This window comes from Grimontia sp. THUN1695 (assembly GCF_059704325.2).
Map to the genome: position 1 here is coordinate 2,672,350 of NZ_AP046577.1, position 18,771 is coordinate 2,691,120.

Annotated in this window: 15 protein-coding genes, 2 tRNA genes and 3 rRNA genes; 10 read left to right on the forward strand and 10 right to left on the reverse strand. The window is 50.7% G+C overall.

Features of this window, described 5'->3' with window-relative positions:
- Positions 1-7: 7 nt before the first annotated feature.
- Positions 8-83, reverse strand: a tRNA-Gly gene (locus tag AC6IB1_RS15585).
- A gap of 113 nt (positions 84-196) precedes the next feature.
- Positions 197-742 (reverse strand): oligoribonuclease, encoded by a 546-nt coding sequence (gene orn, locus AC6IB1_RS15590; RefSeq protein ID WP_497567404.1) that lies wholly within the window; start codon positions 740-742, stop codon positions 197-199.
- A 78-nt stretch (positions 743-820) separates the two neighbouring features.
- Here orn and rsgA point away from each other — a divergent pair, with 78 nt between their 5' ends.
- The 4 genes from rsgA to AC6IB1_RS15610 all read left to right on the forward strand — a co-directional run bounded on the left by rsgA (position 821) and on the right by AC6IB1_RS15610 (position 5,525).
- The gene (gene rsgA, locus AC6IB1_RS15595) at positions 821-1,873 is read left to right on the forward strand and encodes a small ribosomal subunit biogenesis GTPase RsgA (RefSeq protein WP_497567405.1); all 1,053 of its coding nucleotides are present in this window, start codon (positions 821-823) and stop codon (positions 1,871-1,873) included.
- A 112-nt stretch (positions 1,874-1,985) separates the two neighbouring features.
- A complete protein-coding gene (asd, locus tag AC6IB1_RS15600) occupies positions 1,986-2,897 on the forward strand; it encodes an archaetidylserine decarboxylase (protein WP_497567406.1) in 912 nt (303 codons plus the stop codon).
- Positions 2,898-3,089: 192 nt separating this feature from the next.
- A complete protein-coding gene (locus AC6IB1_RS15605) occupies positions 3,090-4,505 on the forward strand; it encodes an SLC13 family permease (protein ID WP_497567407.1) in 1,416 nt (471 codons plus the stop codon).
- 129 nt (positions 4,506-4,634) lie between these two features.
- Positions 4,635-5,525, forward strand: a complete 891-nt coding sequence (locus AC6IB1_RS15610; protein ID WP_497567408.1) for a DMT family transporter — start codon at positions 4,635-4,637, stop codon at positions 5,523-5,525.
- A gap of 58 nt (positions 5,526-5,583) precedes the next feature.
- Here the strand turns inward: AC6IB1_RS15610 and epmA are convergent, their stop codons facing one another.
- Positions 5,584-6,555 carry an elongation factor P--(R)-beta-lysine ligase gene (epmA, locus tag AC6IB1_RS15615; protein ID WP_497567409.1) on the reverse strand — a complete coding sequence of 324 codons (972 nt, stop codon included), beginning with the start codon at positions 6,553-6,555 and terminating at the stop codon, positions 5,584-5,586.
- Between the two features lie 462 nt (positions 6,556-7,017).
- On the opposite strand from epmA, the gene frdA reads away from it, so the two are divergent.
- Genes frdA through frdD form a run of 4 tightly spaced genes read left to right on the forward strand, consistent with a single transcriptional unit; the run spans position 7,018 to position 10,348 of the window.
- Positions 7,018-8,820, forward strand: a complete 1,803-nt coding sequence (frdA, locus tag AC6IB1_RS15620) for a fumarate reductase (quinol) flavoprotein subunit (protein WP_497567410.1) — start codon at positions 7,018-7,020, stop codon at positions 8,818-8,820.
- Complete coding sequence (locus AC6IB1_RS15625; protein WP_497567411.1) at positions 8,820-9,575, forward strand: succinate dehydrogenase/fumarate reductase iron-sulfur subunit; 756 nt, start codon at positions 8,820-8,822, stop codon at positions 9,573-9,575. Before frdA ends, AC6IB1_RS15625 begins: the two co-directional genes overlap by 1 nt.
- Before the next feature lie 2 nt (positions 9,576-9,577).
- Positions 9,578-9,961 carry a fumarate reductase subunit FrdC gene (gene frdC, locus AC6IB1_RS15630; RefSeq protein WP_497567412.1) on the forward strand — a complete coding sequence of 128 codons (384 nt, stop codon included), beginning with the start codon at positions 9,578-9,580 and terminating at the stop codon, positions 9,959-9,961.
- 24 nt (positions 9,962-9,985) lie between these two features.
- Positions 9,986-10,348 carry a fumarate reductase subunit FrdD gene (gene frdD / locus AC6IB1_RS15635; protein ID WP_497567413.1) on the forward strand — a complete coding sequence of 121 codons (363 nt, stop codon included), beginning with the start codon at positions 9,986-9,988 and terminating at the stop codon, positions 10,346-10,348.
- A gap of 103 nt (positions 10,349-10,451) precedes the next feature.
- Here frdD and efp read toward each other — a convergent pair whose 3' ends face one another.
- Positions 10,452-11,018: an elongation factor P gene (gene efp / locus AC6IB1_RS15640; RefSeq protein ID WP_005500606.1), complete on the reverse strand. Its 567-nt coding sequence runs from the start codon at positions 11,016-11,018 to the stop codon at positions 10,452-10,454.
- Positions 11,019-11,052: 34 nt separating this feature from the next.
- On the opposite strand from efp, the gene epmB reads away from it, so the two are divergent.
- On the forward strand, positions 11,053-12,075 hold the full coding sequence (gene epmB / locus AC6IB1_RS15645; RefSeq protein WP_497567414.1) for an EF-P beta-lysylation protein EpmB: 1,023 nt from the start codon (positions 11,053-11,055) through the stop codon (positions 12,073-12,075).
- Between the two features lie 61 nt (positions 12,076-12,136).
- Here epmB and AC6IB1_RS15650 read toward each other — a convergent pair whose 3' ends face one another.
- A complete protein-coding gene (locus tag AC6IB1_RS15650; RefSeq protein ID WP_497567415.1) occupies positions 12,137-12,349 on the reverse strand; it encodes a substrate-binding domain-containing protein in 213 nt (70 codons plus the stop codon).
- A gap of 42 nt (positions 12,350-12,391) precedes the next feature.
- On the opposite strand from AC6IB1_RS15650, the gene AC6IB1_RS15655 reads away from it, so the two are divergent.
- Positions 12,392-12,526, forward strand: a complete 135-nt coding sequence (locus AC6IB1_RS15655) for a hypothetical protein (RefSeq protein WP_497567416.1) — start codon at positions 12,392-12,394, stop codon at positions 12,524-12,526.
- A 56-nt stretch (positions 12,527-12,582) separates the two neighbouring features.
- Here the strand turns inward: AC6IB1_RS15655 and AC6IB1_RS15660 are convergent, their stop codons facing one another.
- The 5 genes from AC6IB1_RS15660 to AC6IB1_RS15680 form a co-directional block, all read right to left on the reverse strand.
- On the reverse strand, positions 12,583-12,903 hold the full coding sequence (locus AC6IB1_RS15660; protein WP_497567417.1) for a 50S ribosome-binding protein YggL: 321 nt from the start codon (positions 12,901-12,903) through the stop codon (positions 12,583-12,585).
- 158 nt (positions 12,904-13,061) lie between these two features.
- Positions 13,062-13,177, reverse strand: a 5S ribosomal RNA gene (gene rrf, locus AC6IB1_RS15665).
- Positions 13,178-13,308: 131 nt separating this feature from the next.
- Positions 13,309-16,300, reverse strand: a 23S ribosomal RNA gene (locus AC6IB1_RS15670).
- 257 nt (positions 16,301-16,557) lie between these two features.
- A tRNA-Glu gene (locus AC6IB1_RS15675) sits at positions 16,558-16,633 on the reverse strand.
- 63 nt (positions 16,634-16,696) lie between these two features.
- Positions 16,697-18,248: ribosomal RNA gene (locus AC6IB1_RS15680) — 16S ribosomal RNA — on the reverse strand.
- The 16S, 23S and 5S rRNA genes sit together here with 1 tRNA gene alongside, the layout of an rRNA operon.
- Positions 18,249-18,771: the final 523 nt, after the last annotated feature.

The window sequence follows — 18,771 nt, forward strand, 5'->3', positions numbered from 1 at the left end:
TGAATTTTGGAGCGACACACGGGGTTCGAACCCGTGACCTCAACCTTGGCAAGGTTGCGCTCTACCAGCTGAGCTAGTGTCGCTTTATCAAAGACATTTGTCTCTGTCAGGGCTGCGAATTATACGAAGAAAAATCCGGGATGCAAGACTCTAAATCCATAATTTTTGATTTTTCTTCGCATTGATTATTTTGCCGTCAGATCGTGAAGATCTTACTCCGGTAATAGCGCAGTTCCTCAATTGACTCCCGGATATCATCCAGCGCCAAATGCGCCCCTTGTTTTTTGAACCCTGACAGAACATCAGGCTGCCAACGGCGAACCAACTCTTTGATCGTGCTGACATCCACCGTGCGATAATGGAAAAAACGCTCCAGATCAGGCATATGTTTGTACAGGAATCGACGATCCTGCCCAACACTGTTGCCGCAGATCGGTGATACACCCGCAGGTACCCACTCTTGCAAAAACGCGATCGTTTCTTTGACCGCTTGCGCTTCGTTAATGGTACTTGCTTTCACACGTTCCACCAGCCCGCTGCGGGTGTGGGTCTTCGTGCACCACTCATCCATTTTCGCCAGTTCTTCGTCTGACTGGTGAATGGCTAAAACAGGCCCTTCAGCCAACACCTTCAGTTCAGCATCTGTCACTATGGTCGCGATCTCAATGACTTTATGCACTTCCGGGTCTAGCCCAGTCATTTCAAGATCAATCCAGATTAAATTCTTATCGCTGAAAGACATCCAAATTGCCTATTTTACAAGTAAACCATGTATCATACTTAGCCTGACATGAAAGCCAACTAAACTAGCGACATTCTCGTGGCAAAAAAGAAAAAGCTCACAAAAGGCCAGTTGCGCCGAGTACGAACAAACCAGAAAAAACGAATCAATCGCCAACAGCAAGACGTCCACTGGGACGACTCCCTGCTTGAAGCCGCCCGTGAAGGGGTTGTGATCACCCGATTTGGCCAGCATGCTGATATCGAAGACAGCCAAACCGGTGTCATTCACCGCTGCAACCTTCGCCGCTCTATCGAAAGTTTGGTGACCGGAGACAACGTCGTCTGGCGTCCTGGCGTAGAGTCACTACAAGGCATTGCAGGCGTTGTTGAAGCTGTGCATGAACGCCACTCTGTGCTTACCCGTCCAGACTATTACGACGGCGTCAAACCGGTCGCAGCCAATGTGGATCAGGTGGTGATCGTTTCCGCAATATTACCCGAATTGTCTACAAACATTATAGACCGTTACCTGATCGCCACCGAACAGGTTGGCTTCAAACCGCTTATCGTCATCAACAAGATTGATTTGTTGGATGATGAAGGCATTGAAAGGGTTAAAGATATTCTCTCTTTGTATACCGATATTGGCTATGACGTCTTGATGGTGAGCCAGAAGACCGGTGAAGGGATTGACGATCTCAAGGCATACCTTGCTGGCAGTACCAGCATTTTTGTTGGCCAGTCAGGTGTCGGTAAGTCCAGTCTGGTGAATGCGCTGCTTCCTGAAGTTAATGCTGATACCGGGGAGGTCTCTGAAAACTCAGGTCTTGGCCAGCACACGACGACGACAGCACGCTTGTATCATTTCCCCGATGGCGGCGATCTGATTGACAGCCCAGGGGTGCGAGAGTTCGGTTTGTGGCACCTTGAGCCTGAAGAGGTCACCCAAGGCTTTAAGGAATTCCGTGACTACCTTGGTGGTTGCAAGTTCCGCGACTGCAAACACAAAGACGATCCCGGTTGCTTGCTACGGGAGGCTGTGGAAGATGGCAAGATAAGCATTGAGCGTTTCGAGAGTTACCACAAAATTATCGACAGCATGTCTGAAGTGAAAGCTAACCGTCAGTTCTCCCGCAATAAAGAGAACTGACAACGACTCTCACTGGGCACTAACTGGTTAGCGGCCTGTTAATTTTGTAAACTGAGCCGTTTTTTAAAATTCCAGGCCCGCTTTCGGGCGCATACGAGTTAGGAAAATAACCGTGTCTAACGATTTAAAAATTGGCCTGCAATATTGCATGCCAAAACACCTGCTAACCCGTCTGGTTGGCAAACTGGCCGCGGCGAAAGCCGGCTTTCTGACCACGGCTGTGATCAAATGGTTTATCCGCCAATACAAGGTGGAAATGGGCGAAGCGAAAAATCCGGATCCGAAAAGCTATCCAACCTTTAACGACTTCTTTGTACGTGAATTGAAAGAAGGCGCGCGTCCAGTCAATGATGACGCAAACGTGATCGCCCATCCGGCCGATGCCTGCGTCAGCCAGGCGGGCCCCATTGAAAAAGGCCGTCTGATCCAGGCCAAAGGCCATACTTTTGATGCCTGCGAGCTGCTCGGCGGCGATGCCAAACTGGCTGAGGAATTTGCCGGTGGTGACTTTGCCACCCTTTACCTGTCACCACGTGATTATCACCGCGTACACATGCCCTGTGACGGCACACTGCGCCAGATGATTTATGTGCCAGGCGATCTGTTTTCGGTAAACCCACTGACTGCTGAAAACGTGCCAAACCTGTTCGCGCGTAATGAACGTGTGGTGTGTATTTTCGAGACCGCTTTCGGCCCTATGGCACACATTCTGGTAGGCGCAACTATTGTTGGCAGCATTGAAACCGTGTGGTCCGGCACGGTTACGCCACCTACCGGTCAAAGTATCCGTCGCTGGGATTACCCGACAAAAGGTGAGCAGGCTATCCGTCTGAAAAAAGGCCAAGAGATGGGCCGCTTCAAGCTGGGGTCTACTGTGATCAACCTGTTCCCGAAAGGCGCAATCACGTTTGATGAGGCCATTATCCCCGGCAAACCGACCCGCATGGGGGATGTGTATGCCCGCCAGAATGGCGTGCCAGCCCCTGTCGAAACAGAATCCAATGAGACACAGGACTCAGAATAAACAAACTGTGACCTGTAGCAAAAAGGGCAGCAATGCCCTTTTTTTGTCTCCGAAATTTAGACAAGCACAGAGTATTTTCTTTTTAAGACCGTATGCTGTAGGCCGTACTGAGTAGCCAAGATAATGAATTATCAAATAAATGATTGGCTGCTCTTTTCTGTTTTATATTTTCTGTAAATGGAACTCTGCTGTATGCCAAACCTTTCCCGTGCCAATATCATCAAGTTTTTAGTGGCGCTTGGCGTGCCTTTGGGCGTATTGATGATGCCCATTGACTGGATCCCGCTGGATGATCTTACGGTGATCCAGCATCGACTGCTTGCCATCTTCCTGCTGGCTGCCCTGCTGTGGGTGCTTGAACCTGTTCCAGTGTTTGCCACCTCAATCCTGATCATTGCCCTTGAACTCATCATGATCTCCGATAAAGGCCTGTCGCTATTTCGTAATGCCACGACAGAGCAGCATTTTGGAGAACTGCTCAAATACACCGACATATTCAGTGCGTTCTCATCGCCGATCATTATCCTGTTTATGGGCGGCTTTGCGCTGGCCATCGCCGCCTCCAAATACGAGCTCGATAACAACCTTGCTCGCGTCCTGCTCAGGCCTTTTGGTACCCAACCACGCTTTATCATGCTGGGGCTGATGCTGATCACAGCGGTGTTTTCGATGTTTATGTCCAACACCGCAACAACCGTCATGATGCTGGCGTTGCTGGCCCCGATAGTCGCCTCTGTGCCAAAGGGAGACAACGGTATTAAGGCGCTGGTGCTGTGCATTCCGATCGCGGCCAATACCGGTGGTATTGCGACCCCGATTGGTACCCCACCCAACGCGATTGCGCTGCAATACCTCACCGGTGAAAACGCCATCAGTTTTCTGGAATGGATGGCCATGGGGCTTCCGTTTGTGATGGTACAACTCACTTTCGCCTGGTGGCTGTTACAACGGCTTTTCCCAACCCAGCAACAGGAAATGAAGCTGAAGCTCAATGGCCATTTCCAGAAAAGCTGGCAAGCCTATACCGTTTATGTCACGTTTGCTGCCACCATCCTACTTTGGATGACCACCAGCCTACATGGCATGAACACCTATGTGGTTGCCATTCTTCCACTGGCTGTGTTTACCCTGACAGGTATCATGGGCAAAGAGGAGATCAGGCTGATTAACTGGGATGTGCTCTGGCTGGTCGCGGGAGGGATCGCTATTGGTCTGGCACTGGATAAAACCGGACTTGCTGTCTCGCTGGCCCATGCGGTCGATTACGACGCCCTCACCCCACTTTCGGTTGTTCTGACCCTGTCCTTGATTTGCTGGCTGATGGCGAATTTTATGTCCAACACGGCTACGGCCAACCTGTTAATGCCTATTGCTGCCGCCGTGGCTATGTCGATGGAAAGCCTTGCGGCTGTAGGCGGGATCCAGGGGCTTCTGGTGGTTGTGGCGTTCTCAGCGTCACTGGGTATGATCCTGCCCGTCTCTACCCCACCAAACAGTCTGGCCTATTCCACCGGCCTGATTGAAAGTAAAGATATGGCCAAAACTGGGATTATCGTCGGTCTGGTCGGCCTTACGATTGTCTATAGTGCCCTTGTGATCCTGAACTGATACCAGAACAATCGAAAGGTACTGCCAGTTTGGACATATTGACGGGGAAAGTGTCTTGGACGCTTTCCCCGTCATCGTTGAGCAGATACACTCGCGGTCCATTCCGTTTTTTCAATAAAAGGTGTCATTTTGGGTTACGAATGGCTCGCACTTGGTGCTGCCTTCCTGTGGGGTATTTCCAGCCTGATTTCTGTCACGCCTGCACGCCACCTGGGCAGTTTTGCCTATAGCCGCTGGCGGATGGCCTGCGTGTCGGTGATGCTGACATCACTGGCACTGTTCACCGGTGGCTGGGCCACCATCTCATCAGATATTCTCTGGCCGATGGCACTGTCTGGCCTTGTCGGCATTTTTATCGGCGATACGGCCCTGTTTGGCTGCATGAACCGAATTGGTCCACGCCGCTCTGGCCTTTTGTATTCCTGTCATGCCGCCTTTTCTTCGCTGCTCGGTATCTGGCTATTTGGAGAAACGCTGGAAGGCCTCCGCCTGCTCGGTGCCATGTTGGTATTCTCCGGTGTGATGATTGCCGTCTTCTTCCGCCAAAGCAGCAACGCGCACCAATGGGAAGACACCAAAGGCAATATTTGGGTGGCCGTTGGCCTTGGCCTGACAGCGGCACTTTGCCAGTCTCTGGGCGGGGTGATTGCTAAACCTGTACTGAACCAGGGCGTTGATCCTATCGCGGCATCTGCAATCCGGATGATTACGGCATTCCTTGCCCATGGTGCCCTGATTTTCCTGCAGGTGCGGGCAGCAAAACCGGTTAACCCGATTAACTGGCGAATTTTCGGCATGGTGGTGGTGAATGGCTTTCTGGCAATGGCCGTCGGCATGACCCTGATTATGTACGCGCTGCAATGGGGTGACGTGGGCATGGTGGCCTTGTTGTCATCGACAACGCCGGTGATGATCCTGCCTTTGATTTGGCTGTTTACCAAAGTGCGCCCTGCCCCCAGTGCCTGGCTGGGTGCTGCGCTGGCAGTGATTGGCGCTGGCCTTATCGTGACCAGCAACTGACGCATTCCACCGTAAAAAAATGCCGCTTCTCCTGAGCGGCATTGTTATTTCAACAGGGTTACGCACGCCCTACCGGGAAGGCAATCACATCATCAATGTGCGCTTTATCCAGCGCCAGCATGATCAGGCGATCGACCCCCAGCGCAACACCGGCACACTCCGGCAGCCCATGGCGCAGGGCGTCAATCAGATGATGGTCTATCGGTTGGGGTTGCAGTCCCATTTTTTCACGCTTGCGGTTATCTTCTTCAAAGCGCGCCCGTTGCTCGTCCGCATCATCAAGTTCATAAAAGCCGTTTGCGAGTTCAATTCCTTTAAAATACACCTCAAAGCGCGCTGCGACGCGGTTATCGTTTTCGCACACTCTTGCCAACGCCGCCTGTGACACCGGGAAGTTGTAAACAAAGGCTGGAACGGTTTGACCAATCTGTGCTTCCACCCCGACACTGAACAGCAATTGCAACAGGGTATCGCGATCCTCTTCCTGCTCAGCAATATCAGACAGACCAAGCGGTGCAGCAGCCGCTTTTAGTTCATCCATCGAGCCTTCGAGCGGACAAACGCCTAACACCTTGATAAACGCTTCCTGATAGGTCATTCGCTCTGCGTTTTCGACACCGAGAACACGTTGCAATAACGCGTCCATTTCATCCATCAGTGCATGGTGGTCGAAGCCCGGACGGTACCATTCCAGCATGGTGAATTCCGGGTTGTGATTGCGTCCTGCTTCCTCATTGCGAAAGGCCTTGTTGATTTGGTAGATGGCACCGCTGCCTGCCGCTAACAGGCGTTTCATGTGAAACTCCGGACTGGTCATCATGTACAAAGGGATCCCTTTAGCAAAGCCTGGGCCAACAAAATCGGTTTGAAACGTGTGCAGATGTACATCCGTTACCGTTGCCTGGCTCATTGCCGGTGTATCCACTTCCCATACATCCCGTTCGGCAAAAAAACGGCGAATATCATTAACCAATCTGGCCCGTGCCTTCAGGGTTTCAATCTCAGCGGTAGGGCGCCATTCAAGGGTCATTACGGTTACTCAAGTGTTGGATGGATTGGCAATATTTTAACCTTGAGGCAGAGTGATAGAAACCCAGCCTCTACCGGATAAGAGACATGTCTTTTTATCCCATTGGCTCAATCATATGAAGTAACGCAATAAAACCACAAAATGATTTATTGTTAATCATTCTCATTTTCATAGAAAAGTCATTTAAAATAGTAAGTTAGCATATACTGTTATTGGGCAAATTTTACGTGTTAGAAACAAAGAAAAGAGACTTGCAACCTCTGATTAACAAGGTGATTCCTTACCGCCTCAAGACATAGATCACAAATCTACTGTTCTGATGCACCAACAGGCAAAAACTCGGAAAAAATACCCTCTCAGGTCAAATTTTACGGGATTTAACTTTACTAAGATGGAGGCAGTTTTTGAGTCAGATGCGCAATTGGCATCTTTAAATTTTTAACAATCCTCCGGAGGATAGCTGTGAAAACCATTACCACAGATATCGCTGTTATTGGCGCGGGCGGTGCAGGTCTTCGCACTGCAATTGCTGCTGCTGAAGCAAACCCAAAACTGGAAATCGCGCTGGTTTCCAAAGTCTACCCTATGCGCTCCCACACGGTGGCCGCAGAAGGTGGCTCCGCCGCTGTCATCAAGGATGAGGATAGTCTTGATAACCATTTCAACGATACCGTTGGCGGTGGTGACTGGCTATGTGAACAGGATGTTGTTGAATACTTTGTCGAGAACGCAACCCGCGAAATGATCCAGTTGGAACAATGGGGTTGTCCTTGGAGCCGCAAGGAAAACGGTGATGTCAACGTACGCCGCTTCGGGGGTATGAAAGTAGAACGTACTTGGTTTGCTGCAGACAAAACCGGCTTCCACATGCTGCATACCCTGTTCCAGACATCAATCAAATACCCACAAATCAAACGTCTCGACGAGTACTTTGTTGTAGACCTGCTGGTTGTCGATAACCAGGTCCAGGGTCTGATTGCCATTCATATGGCAGAAGGCGAACTGGTCTGCATTAAAGCAAAATCTGTGGTACTGGCAACCGGTGGTGCTGGTCGCGTATATAACTGCAACACCAACGGCGGTATCGTGACCGGCGACGGCATGGCGATGGCATTCCGCCACGGTGTGGCACTGCGCGACATGGAGTTCGTTCAGTATCACCCAACCGGTCTGCCAGGCACCGGTATCCTGATGACAGAAGGTTGCCGTGGCGAAGGCGGTATCATTGTTAACAAGCACGGTTACCGCTACCTGCAAGATTACGGCATGGGTCCGGAAACGCCCGTTGGCAAGCCAAAGAACAAATACATGGAACTGGGCCCACGAGACAAAGTGTCCCAGGCATTCTGGCACGAGCAGCAAAAAGGCAACACTATCAAGCACCCTCTGGGCGATGTGGTTCACCTTGACCTTCGCCATTTGGGTGAAGAATACCTCAAAGAGCGCCTGCCATTTATCTGTGAGCTGGCAAAAGCCTACGTGAACGTAGACCCAGCGAAAGAGCCAATCCCAATCCGTCCAACCGTACACTACACCATGGGTGGTATTGAAACGAACGCGCGTACTGAAACCAGCATCAAAGGCCTGTTTGCAGTGGGTGAATGTTCATCTGTCGGCCTGCATGGTGCGAACCGTCTGGGTTCTAACTCTCTGGCAGAACTGGTGGTCTTCGGCCGCGTAGCAGGTGAAGGTGCGGCTGAACGCGCAGCAGAATTCACGGGCTGGAACGATGCTGAAATCGACCGTCAAGTCAAAGCGGTTGAAAACCGTATTGCTACCCTGATGTCTCAGGAGGGTGATGAAAACTGGGCAGATATCCGTACCGAAATGGGTCATACCATGGAAGCAGGCTGTGGTATCTACCGCCGTGAAGATTTGATGCAAACCACCATCGACAAACTGGCTGAGCTGAAAGAGCGTTACAAGCGCATCAGCATTAAAGACAAAGGTAAAGTATTTAACACTGACCTGCTGTACGCCATTGAAGTGGGTTCAGGTCTGGATGTTGCGGAAGCTATGGCGCACTCAGCAATCCTGCGTCGCGAATCACGCGGTGCTCACCAGCGTCTGGATGAAGGCTGTACCGAGCGTGATGATGAGAACTTCCTGAAGCACTCACTGGCGTTCTACAACCCTGAAGGTGCACCAACCATCAAGTACAGTGACGTGAAGATTACCAAGTCTCAGCCTAAAGCACGTCTTTACGGTGCTGCTGCAGAAGAAGCAGAGGCAGCGGCTAAGAAAGCACAGAAGGAGCAGGCATAATGTCAGCAAACCGCATTCAGAAAGTCAGCATTCTTCGCTATGACCCATCGAAAGATGACGAGCCACATCTACAAACGTTTGACGTGCCGTTTGATGAAACCATGTCTGTCCTTGATGCACTGGGTTACATCAAAGATCATCTGGACAAGGATCTCTCTTACCGCTGGTCTTGCCGCATGGCGATCTGTGGTTCGTGCGGCATCATGGTCAACAAGGTGCCAAAGCTGGCCTGTAAAGCTTTCCTGCGTGATTACCCGGATGGCGTCACCATTGAGCCACTGGCGAACTTCCCAATCGAGAAAGACCTGATTGTCGACATGACGCCATTTATCGAGCGTCTGGAAGCCATCAAGCCTTATATCATTGGCAATGACCGTACACCGGAAGATGGTCCGAACAACCAAACGCCAGAACAGCTGGCACGCTACAAGCAATTCGCAGGTTGCATCAACTGTGGTCTTTGCTATGCCGCATGCCCACAGTTTGGCCTGAACCCTGAATTTATTGGCCCGGCAGCACTGACGCTGGCACACCGTTATAACCTCGACAGCCGTGACAACGGCGCTGAAGAGCGTATGAAGCTTATCAACGGTGAAAACGGCGCATGGGGTTGTACCTTCGTGGGTTACTGTTCTGAAGTGTGTCCGAAGAATGTTGATCCGGCTGCAGCCGTTAACCAGGGCAAGATTGCATCGTCCCAGGACTTCGTGATCGCAATGCTCAAGCCAGATGGCTCTAAGAAAGTGGAGGCTTAAGGATGTCTAACCGTAAACCTTACGTTCGCGAAATGAAACGTACCTGGTGGAAAGACCATCCTTTCTACCGCATGTACATGGTGCGTGAAGCCACTGTGCTTCCGCTGATTTTCTTCACCCTGTGCCTGACTTTCGGTTTAGGTAGCCTGGTGCTCGGCGAAGCCGCTTGGAATAGCTGGCTGTCGTTCATGGCAAACCCTGTCGTTATCGCAATCAACATCGTTGCACTGGCAGGTAGCCTGTTCCACGCACAAACGTTCTTCAGCATGATGCCGCAGGTGATGCCTATTCGCATCGGTGGCAAGTTGCTGGACAAGAAAGTCGTTGTCTTGGCGCAGTGGGCTGCTGTCGCAGTGATTTCTGCTGTAATCCTGTTTCTGGTTTAACCCCGACATCTGAGGAGATTTAACGTGGTCGATTTGAATCCAAAACGTTCTGACGAACCGGTATGGTGGGGTCTGTTTGGTGCAGGTGGCTCATGGTTTGCAATGATCACTCCAGTAACCATTCTGGTTCTGGGTATCATGGCACCATTGGGCATGCTGGATGCAGAAGCACTGAGCTATGAGCGCGTAACCGGCTTTGTTACCAGCTTTATCGGTGCGCTGTTCACTATCGGTACCCTTTCCCTGCCAATGTGGCATGCCATGCACCGTCTTCACCACGGTATGCATGACCTGAAATTCCACACGGGCACCGCAGGTAAAGTGGCGTGTTATGCGACAGCCTTTCTGGTAACTGCCCTGTCTGTGATTTTCATTTTCATGATCTAATCACAGCAAGCGTTCAAAAAAGCACCTTCGGGTGCTTTTTTGGTTTCTGGCGGCATAACGCAAAAGCGCCCCGAAGGGCGCTCTACTCGTGGGAAGTATCGAATTACTTCACGCGGCTTACGTATTCACCTGAGCGGGTGTCTACTTTGATCACTTCACCGATTTGGATGAACAGAGGTACACGCACTACAGCGCCTGTACTCAGGGTTGCAGGTTTACCGCCTGTGCCTTGGGTATCACCTTTCAGGCCAGGGTCAGTTTCTGTCACTTCCAGCTCAACAAAGTTTGGTGGTGTCACCGCAATTGGGTTACCGTTCCACAGAGTCAGAGTGCAGCGATCGTTCTCTTTCAGCCACTTGATGTTGTCAGCAACGGCTTTTTCGTCTGCTGCGATCTGCTCAAAGGTTTCTGCGTTCATGAAATGCCAGAATTCACCGTCGGTGTACAGGTAGTCCAGCTCCATATCGATTACGTCAGCAGCTTCAACAGTGTCACCGGATTTGAAAGTCTTCTCCAGCACTTTGCCTGAAAGCAGTTTACGGATTTTCACGCGGTTGAACGCCTGGCCTTTACCTGGCTTCACGAACTCGTTTTCGATAATGACACAAGGCTCGTTATCGAGCATAATTTTCATTCCGCCGCGGAATTCATTGGTGCTAAAAGACGCCATGTCTATCCTCTTAACATCTTCGAAGTTGTCATAAATGCCGGACATAATAACCCGAAAAGCGCCATCTGTTGAGCAAAACTGGCTTAAAGAGCTGGCAAATGCTGTCTCAGATCCTCAAATTCTGCTGCAACAGCTTGATATCGACCCTTCCTCGTGGACGTCTGGCTTTTCTGCACGCAACCTGTTCGCACAGCGCGTGCCAAAGAGCTTTATCAAGCGTATGGAAAAAGGCAACCCGGACGATCCACTGTTGCGTCAGGTGCTGCCGGTGATCGAAGAGTTTGATGAGGTACCCGGTTTCTCCACTGATCCCCTTGAAGAGCAAGGCAATGACGTTCCCGGCCTGCTGCACAAATACAAAAACCGGGTATTGATGATTGTTAAAGGCGGCTGCGCGATCAACTGCAGGTATTGTTTCCGCCGCCACTTCCCATACCAGGACAACAAAGGTGGGAAAAGCACCTGGCGCGAAGCGATCGCTTACTTGCAACAGCATCCTGAAGTGGATGAAGTTATCTTATCCGGAGGCGATCCCCTGATGGCAAAAGACCACGAACTGCAGTGGCTGATTGAAGCGATCGAATCAGTGCCGCACATCAAACGCCTTCGTATCCACACCCGCTTACCTGTTGTGATCCCTTCACGGGTGACGTTAGCACTGGCGAATATGCTCGAAGCATCGATATTGAGTATCGTACTGGTTACCCATATCAACCACGCCAACGAAATTGACGACGAATTGCGGGCAGCAATGGCAACCCTGAAACGTGCCGGTGTCACCCTCTTGAACCAAGGTGTGCTGCTTCGCGGTGTGAATGATTCTGTCGAAGCGCTGAAAAACCTGAGCAACCGTCTGTTTGATGCCGGTATCCTGCCGTATTATCTGCATGTTCTGGATAAGGTGAAAGGAGCGGCGCACTTTCTGGTGGATGATGAAACCGCAAGAAACCTGATGTCTGGGCTCATTAAAGAAGTTTCCGGCTATCTGGTTCCCCGCCTTACCCGGGAAATTGGCGGGCGTGATAGCAAAACGCCACTCGACCTTCATCTTGAGTAAGAAATCACCAACAAAAAACTGCTTGCTTGACAATCGGTTGCAGGCAATGATGAAAATCTGATTAACTGCTGTTTCTGGCGATGAGGGTGAAAGTAAGCGTTTCGTGCTCATCGTCGAGTGGCTGGCCACTTAATCTAGCTAACAACAAATGAGCCGCTTTCTTTCCCATCTCGGTGTAATCCACGTTAATAGATGTCAATGACGGGTAACACTCTTGACAAGACTCGCTTCCATCCAGACAGCTCACTGCCAGTGCATGTGGCACTCTCACCACTTATTTATGACATTCAAACAATACTCCAAGCGCAATACTTTCATGGCTGCAGACCAGCGCATCAAGCTCGGGCTGCCTCAATCTATTCAAGTCAATCGCATCCGGGATAAGTTCATTGACTTCAATAACCAGGATTTTGATGTAGCAGGCATTTTACTTGGCATTATTGTCCGCTAAGCGTTTAGGCACTAAATATTAAAAATAAAAGATCCGGCGAATGGATCTTTTATTTGTTAGTGGCTAAATTCCAGTTGGTGCAAATCAATAAGCGGGCCTAGCTCTAATAATTCCACTTCATTGCGCTCTTCAATCCAAGTTCTGATTGATTCTCTGTCCTTCTCTGTCGCTGAACCAATCACGAGCTCAATGTTGTTCAAGCCACCGCCACCAACGAGTAAATGACGGGATTCTGCAAAATCAGCCAACGATTCGATGAAAGCATCCAATGCTTCATCGCTTTCTGTGTTCAGTTTAAGCGTAACTACAAAGCCAAATACCGCAAATTCATCCAAATAGAGCTTTTTTCTCAATCGTTTAGAACGCTGTGATGGCATGGTTTTGACTCCTGTCTGTTAACCCGTAGCTAACAGTGTATAAGCGAGTGCTCCGGTTGTCGGTGCCAGAGATTCAAAAACAGGAACGAAGGTAAACTTAGGATGACAGAAACGCAAAAAAGCCATCCTTACGGATGGCCTTTTTGACAGTATTGGAAGCCTGGCGATGTCCTACTCTCACATGGGGAGACCCCACACTACCATCGGCGCTGTTACGTTTCACTTCTGAGTTCGGCATGGAGTCAGGTGGGTCCATAACGCTATGGTCGCCAAGCAAATTCTTTATTGGGGTTCTCGGTCCTGGGTAACTCGGCCCTGGGAACACCCATTAAAATCTTGGAAAGCTGTCTGTTCTCAACACATTCAATGTTCTGTTTGAGTCCGCCAAAACCCCTTGGGTGTTGTAGGGTTAAGCCTCTCGGGCAATTAGTACAGGTTAGCTCAACGCCTCACAGCGCTTACACACCCTGCCTATCTACGTCGTCGTCTCCAACAACCCTTCAGGATACTTTAAGTATCAGGGAGAACTCATCTCGAGGCTCGCTTCCCGCTTAGATGCTTTCAGCGGTTATCAATTCCGAACTTAGCTACCGGGCAATGCCACTGGCGTGACAACCCGAACACCAGAGGTTCGTCCACTCCGGTCCTCTCGTACTAGGAGCAGCCCCTCTCAATTCTCCAACGCCCACGGCAGATAGGGACCGAACTGTCTCACGACGTTCTAAACCCAGCTCGCGTACCACTTTAAATGGCGAACAGCCATACCCTTGGGACCGACTTCAGCCCCAGGATGTGATGAGCCGACATCGAGGTGCCAAACACCGCCGTCGATATGAACTCTTGGGCGGTATCAGCCTGTTATCCCCGGAGTACCTTTTATCCGTTGAGCGATGGCCCTTCCATTCAGAACCACCGGATCACTATGACCTGCTTTCGCACCTGCTCGAACCGTCATTCTCGCAGTCAAGCGGGCTTTTGCCATTGCACTAACCTCACGATGTCCGACCGTGATTAGCCCACCTTCGTGCTCCTCCGTTACGCTTTGGGAGGAGACCGCCCCAGTCAAACTACCCACCAGACACTGTCCTCACCCCAGATTATGGGGCCAAGTTAGAACATCAAACATACAAGGGTGGTATTTCAAGGATGGCTCCACGGCAACTGGCGTCACCGCTTCTTAGCCTCCCACCTATCCTACACATGTAGGCTCAATGTTCAGTGCCAAGCTGTAGTAAAGGTTCACGGGGTCTTTCCGTCTAGCCGCGGGTACACAGCATCTTCACTGCGATTTCAATTTCACTGAGTCTCGGGTGGAGACAGCGTGGCCATCATTACGCCATTCGTGCAGGTCGGAACTTACCCGACAAGGAATTTCGCTACCTTAGGACCGTTATAGTTACGGCCGCCGTTTACTGGGGCTTCGATCAAGAGCTTCTCCCTAAGGATAACCCCATCAATTAACCTTCCAGCACCGGGCAGGCGTCACACCGTATACGTCCTCTTTCGAGTTTGCACAGTGCTATGTTTTTAATAAACAGTTGCAGCCACCTGGTATCTGCGACTGCCCATAGCTCCATCCGCCAGGGACTTCACCGCGGGCAGCGTACCTTCTCCCGAAGTTACGGTACCATTTTGCCTAGTTCCTTCACCCGAGTTCTCTCAAGCGCCTTGGTATTCTCTACCCGACCACCTGTGTCGGTTTGGGGTACGGTTACTGATAACCTGAAGCTTAGAGGCTTTTCCCGGAAGCAGGGCATCAATGACTTCACTACCGTAGTAGCTCGACATCGTGTCTCAGTGTATAGCAAGCCGGATTTGCCTAACTCGCCCACCTACGCACTTGAACCAGGACAACCGTCGCCTGGCCCACCTAGCCTTCTCCGTCCCCCCATCGCAGTTATCAGCAGTACGGGAATATTAACCCGTTTCCCATCGACTACGCCTTTCGGCCTCGCCTTAGGGGCCGACTTACCCTGCCCCGATTAACGTTGGACAGGAACCCTTGGTCTTCCGGCGAGGAGGTTTTTCACCCCCTTTATCGTTACTCATGTCAGCATTCGCACTTCTGATACGTCCAGCATGCCTTACAGCACACCTTCAACCGCTTACAGAACGCTCCCCTACCCAATGTGCCTAAACACACTGCCGCAGCTTCGGTGTATCGCTTAGCCCCGTTACATCTTCCGCGCAGGCCGACTCGACCAGTGAGCTATTACGCTTTCTTTAAATGATGGCTGCTTCTAAGCCAACATCCTGGCTGTCTGAGCCTTCCCACATCGTTTCCCACTTAGCGATAACTTGGGGACCTTAGCTGGCGGTCTGGGTTGTTTCCCTCTCCACGACGGACGTTAGCACCCGCCGTGTGTCTCCCGGATACTACTTACTGGTATTCGGAGTTTGCAAAGGGTTGGTAAGTCGGGATGACCCCCTAGCCTTAACAGTGCTCTACCCCCAGTAGTATTCGTCCGAGGCGCTACCTAAATAGCTTTCGGGGAGAACCAGCTATCTCCGGGTTTGATTGGCCTTTCACCCCTAGCCACAAGTCATCCGCTAATTTTTCAACATTAGTCGGTTCGGTCCTCCAATTGATGTTACTCAATCTTCAACCTGCCCATGGCTAGATCACCCGGTTTCGGGTCTACGTCATGCAACTGAACGCCCAGTTAAGACTCGGTTTCCCTACGGCTCCCCTATACGGTTAACCTTGCTACATAACGTAAGTCGCTGACCCATTATACAAAAGGTACGCAGTCACCCCATCACTAAGCCACCTCTGCTTGATTGGGGAGGTTGACCAACGCGTCGCGTTGTTAACCGCCTTTCAAGTAAGGTACCTGGACCACTAAGTCTCAGTAACTTAGTGATGGGGCTCCCACTGCTTGTACGTACACGGTTTCAGGTTCTATTTCACTCCCCTCACAGGGGTTCTTTTCGCCTTTCCCTCACGGTACTGGTTCACTATCGGTCAGTCAGGAGTATTTAGCCTTGGAGGATGGTCCCCCCATCTTCAGACAAGATAACACGTGTCCCGTCTTACTCGTTTTCACTCACTGTGCGTTGTCGTGTACGGGGCTATCACCCTGTATCGCGCCACTTTCCAGAGGCTTCCACTAACGCACAATCAGCTTAAGGGCTGGTCCGGGGTCGCTCGCCGCTACTGCCGGAATCTCAATTGATTTCTTTTCCTTCGGGTACTTAGATGTTTCAGTTCCCCGAGTTCGCCTCATTAACCTATGGATTCAGTTAATGATACTGGCTTATGCCAGTGGGTTTCCCCATTCGGAAATCCGAGAGTATCGTGACTCTTACCGTCTTCTCTCGGCTTATCGCAGGTTAGCACGTCCTTCTTCGCCTCTGACTGCCTAGGCATCCACCGTGTACGCTTAGTCACTTAACCCTACAACCCCAAGAGGTTTCGTAGCTTTAAACAACCAAGGTTTGTCATCGTTCGATGACGATTTCGCCGGACTCAAATTCCAAGAACACTTGAATGTGTTTGGTGTTAACTCTTAAGAGTCAACATTTGAGAACTTTTACAAACAAGCTTTATCTCTTTCGAAACAAAGTTGTTTAGTCAGCTTTCCAGATTGTTAAAGAGCATTGATGTTCTTTCGAAGCACCATTTCTAACAACACTCTAAAGTGCGATTAAAAATGGCGTCCCATAGGGGAGTCGAACCCCTGTTACCGCCGTGAAAGGGCGATGTCCTAGGCCTCTAGACGAATGGGACACATCTGTCTTTTACATATTTGACCGCAGCAATCTGTGTGGACACTCACATTCATAGTATCGTTAAGGAGGTGATCCAGCCCCAGGTTCCCCTAGGGCTACCTTGTTACGACTTCACCCCAGTCATGAACCACACCGTGGTAAACGCCCTCCCGAAGGTTAAGCTATCTACTTCTGGTGCAGCCCACTCCCATGGTGTGACGGGCGGTGTGTACAAGGCCCGGGAACGTATTCACCGTGGCATTCTGATCCACGATTACTAGCGATTCCGACTTCATGGAGTCGAGTTGCAGACTCCAATCCGGACTACGATGCACTTTCTGGGATTCGCTCCACCTCGCGGTCTCGCTGCCCTCTGTATGCACCATTGTAGCACGTGTGTAGCCCTACTCGTAAGGGCCATGATGACTTGACGTCGTCCCCACCTTCCTCCGGTTTATCACCGGCAGTCTCCCTGGAGTTCCCACCCGAAGTGCTGGCAAACAAGGATAAGGGTTGCGCTCGTTGCGGGACTTAACCCAACATTTCACAACACGAGCTGACGACAGCCATGCAGCACCTGTCTCAGAGCTCCCGAAGGCACCAATCCATCTCTGGAAAGTTCTCTGGATGTCAAGAGTAGGTAAGGTTCTTCGCGTTGCATCGAATTAAACCACATGCTCCACCGCTTGTGCGGGCCCCCGTCAATTCATTTGAGTTTTAATCTTGCGACCGTACTCCCCAGGCGGTCTACTTAACGCGTTAGCTCCGAAAGCCACTGTTCTAGACAACAGCCTCCAAGTAGACATCGTTTACAGCGTGGACTACCAGGGTATCTAATCCTGTTTGCTCCCCACGCTTTCGCATCTGAGCGTCAGTCTTTGTCCAGGGGGCCGCCTTCGCCACCGGTATTCCTTCAGATCTCTACGCATTTCACCGCTACACCTGAAATTCTACCCCCCTCTACAAGACTCTAGCCTGCCAGTTCAAAATGCCACTCCCAGGTTAAGCCCGGGGCTTTCACATCTTGCTTAACAGACCGCCTGCATGCGCTTTACGCCCAGTAATTCCGATTAACGCTCGCACCCTCCGTATTACCGCGGCTGCTGGCACGGAGTTAGCCGGTGCTTCTTCTGCCGCTAACGTCAAATTACGCAGCTATTAACTACGTAACCTTCCTCACGGCTGAAAGTGCTTTACAACCCGAAGGCCTTCTTCACACACGCGGCATGGCTGCATCAGGCTTGCGCCCATTGTGCAATATTCCCCACTGCTGCCTCCCGTAGGAGTCTGGACCGTGTCTCAGTTCCAGTGTGGCTGATCATCCTCTCAAACCAGCTAGGGATCGTCGCCTTGGTGAGCCTTTACCTCACCAACCAGCTAATCCCAACTGGGCCCATCCTGACGCGAGAGGCCCGAAGGTCCCCCTCTTTGGTCCGAAGACATTATGCGGTATTAGCCACCGTTTCCAGTGGTTATCCCCCTCGTCAGGGCAGGTTCCCAGCCTTTACTCACCCGTCCGCCGCTCGCCGCCCAATAAATCATCCGAAGAATCTTTATTGTCGCTGCCGCTCGACTTGCATGTGTTAGGCCTGCCGCCAGCGTTCAATCTGAGCCATGATCAAACTCTTCAATTAGAATCTTTTCTGCCCTTCCTCACTTTGAAAAAGTGAACAAAGGCGGCTCGATGAAATACTGTATAAATTGACTGTGCCGATAACCCCGAAGAGCTTTCGTTTTGGTCACTCAGTTTCATCGATAAATCTTTTGTCTATCAATGACGAGTGCCCACACAGATTGCATAGGTCAAATTGTTAAAGAACGTTGACCGACTTACCTGCTTTATTAGCCGCTTGCCGTGTCGATGTGGCGCAGTATAGGGAATTAGAATTTTATCGCAAGTACTTTTTTGAAAAAAATCACACTCTCGCGCTCAAATGTCCAAATATCGCCCAAAAACAACCATTTTGATTAAAATAAATACAGTCATTCACTGGTCTTTCCTTTGATGCTCTGGATTAGAGGCTAGTATCCCTATTTCGAGACAATATATCGTTCTGATGACTGTATGCCTACTGCAAGGCTATAGAGTAAAGCGTATTTTGGCATATCCTCACGCTTCTTTTGCTCCGTTATGCCAGCTATCAGAAGGTCAGACAA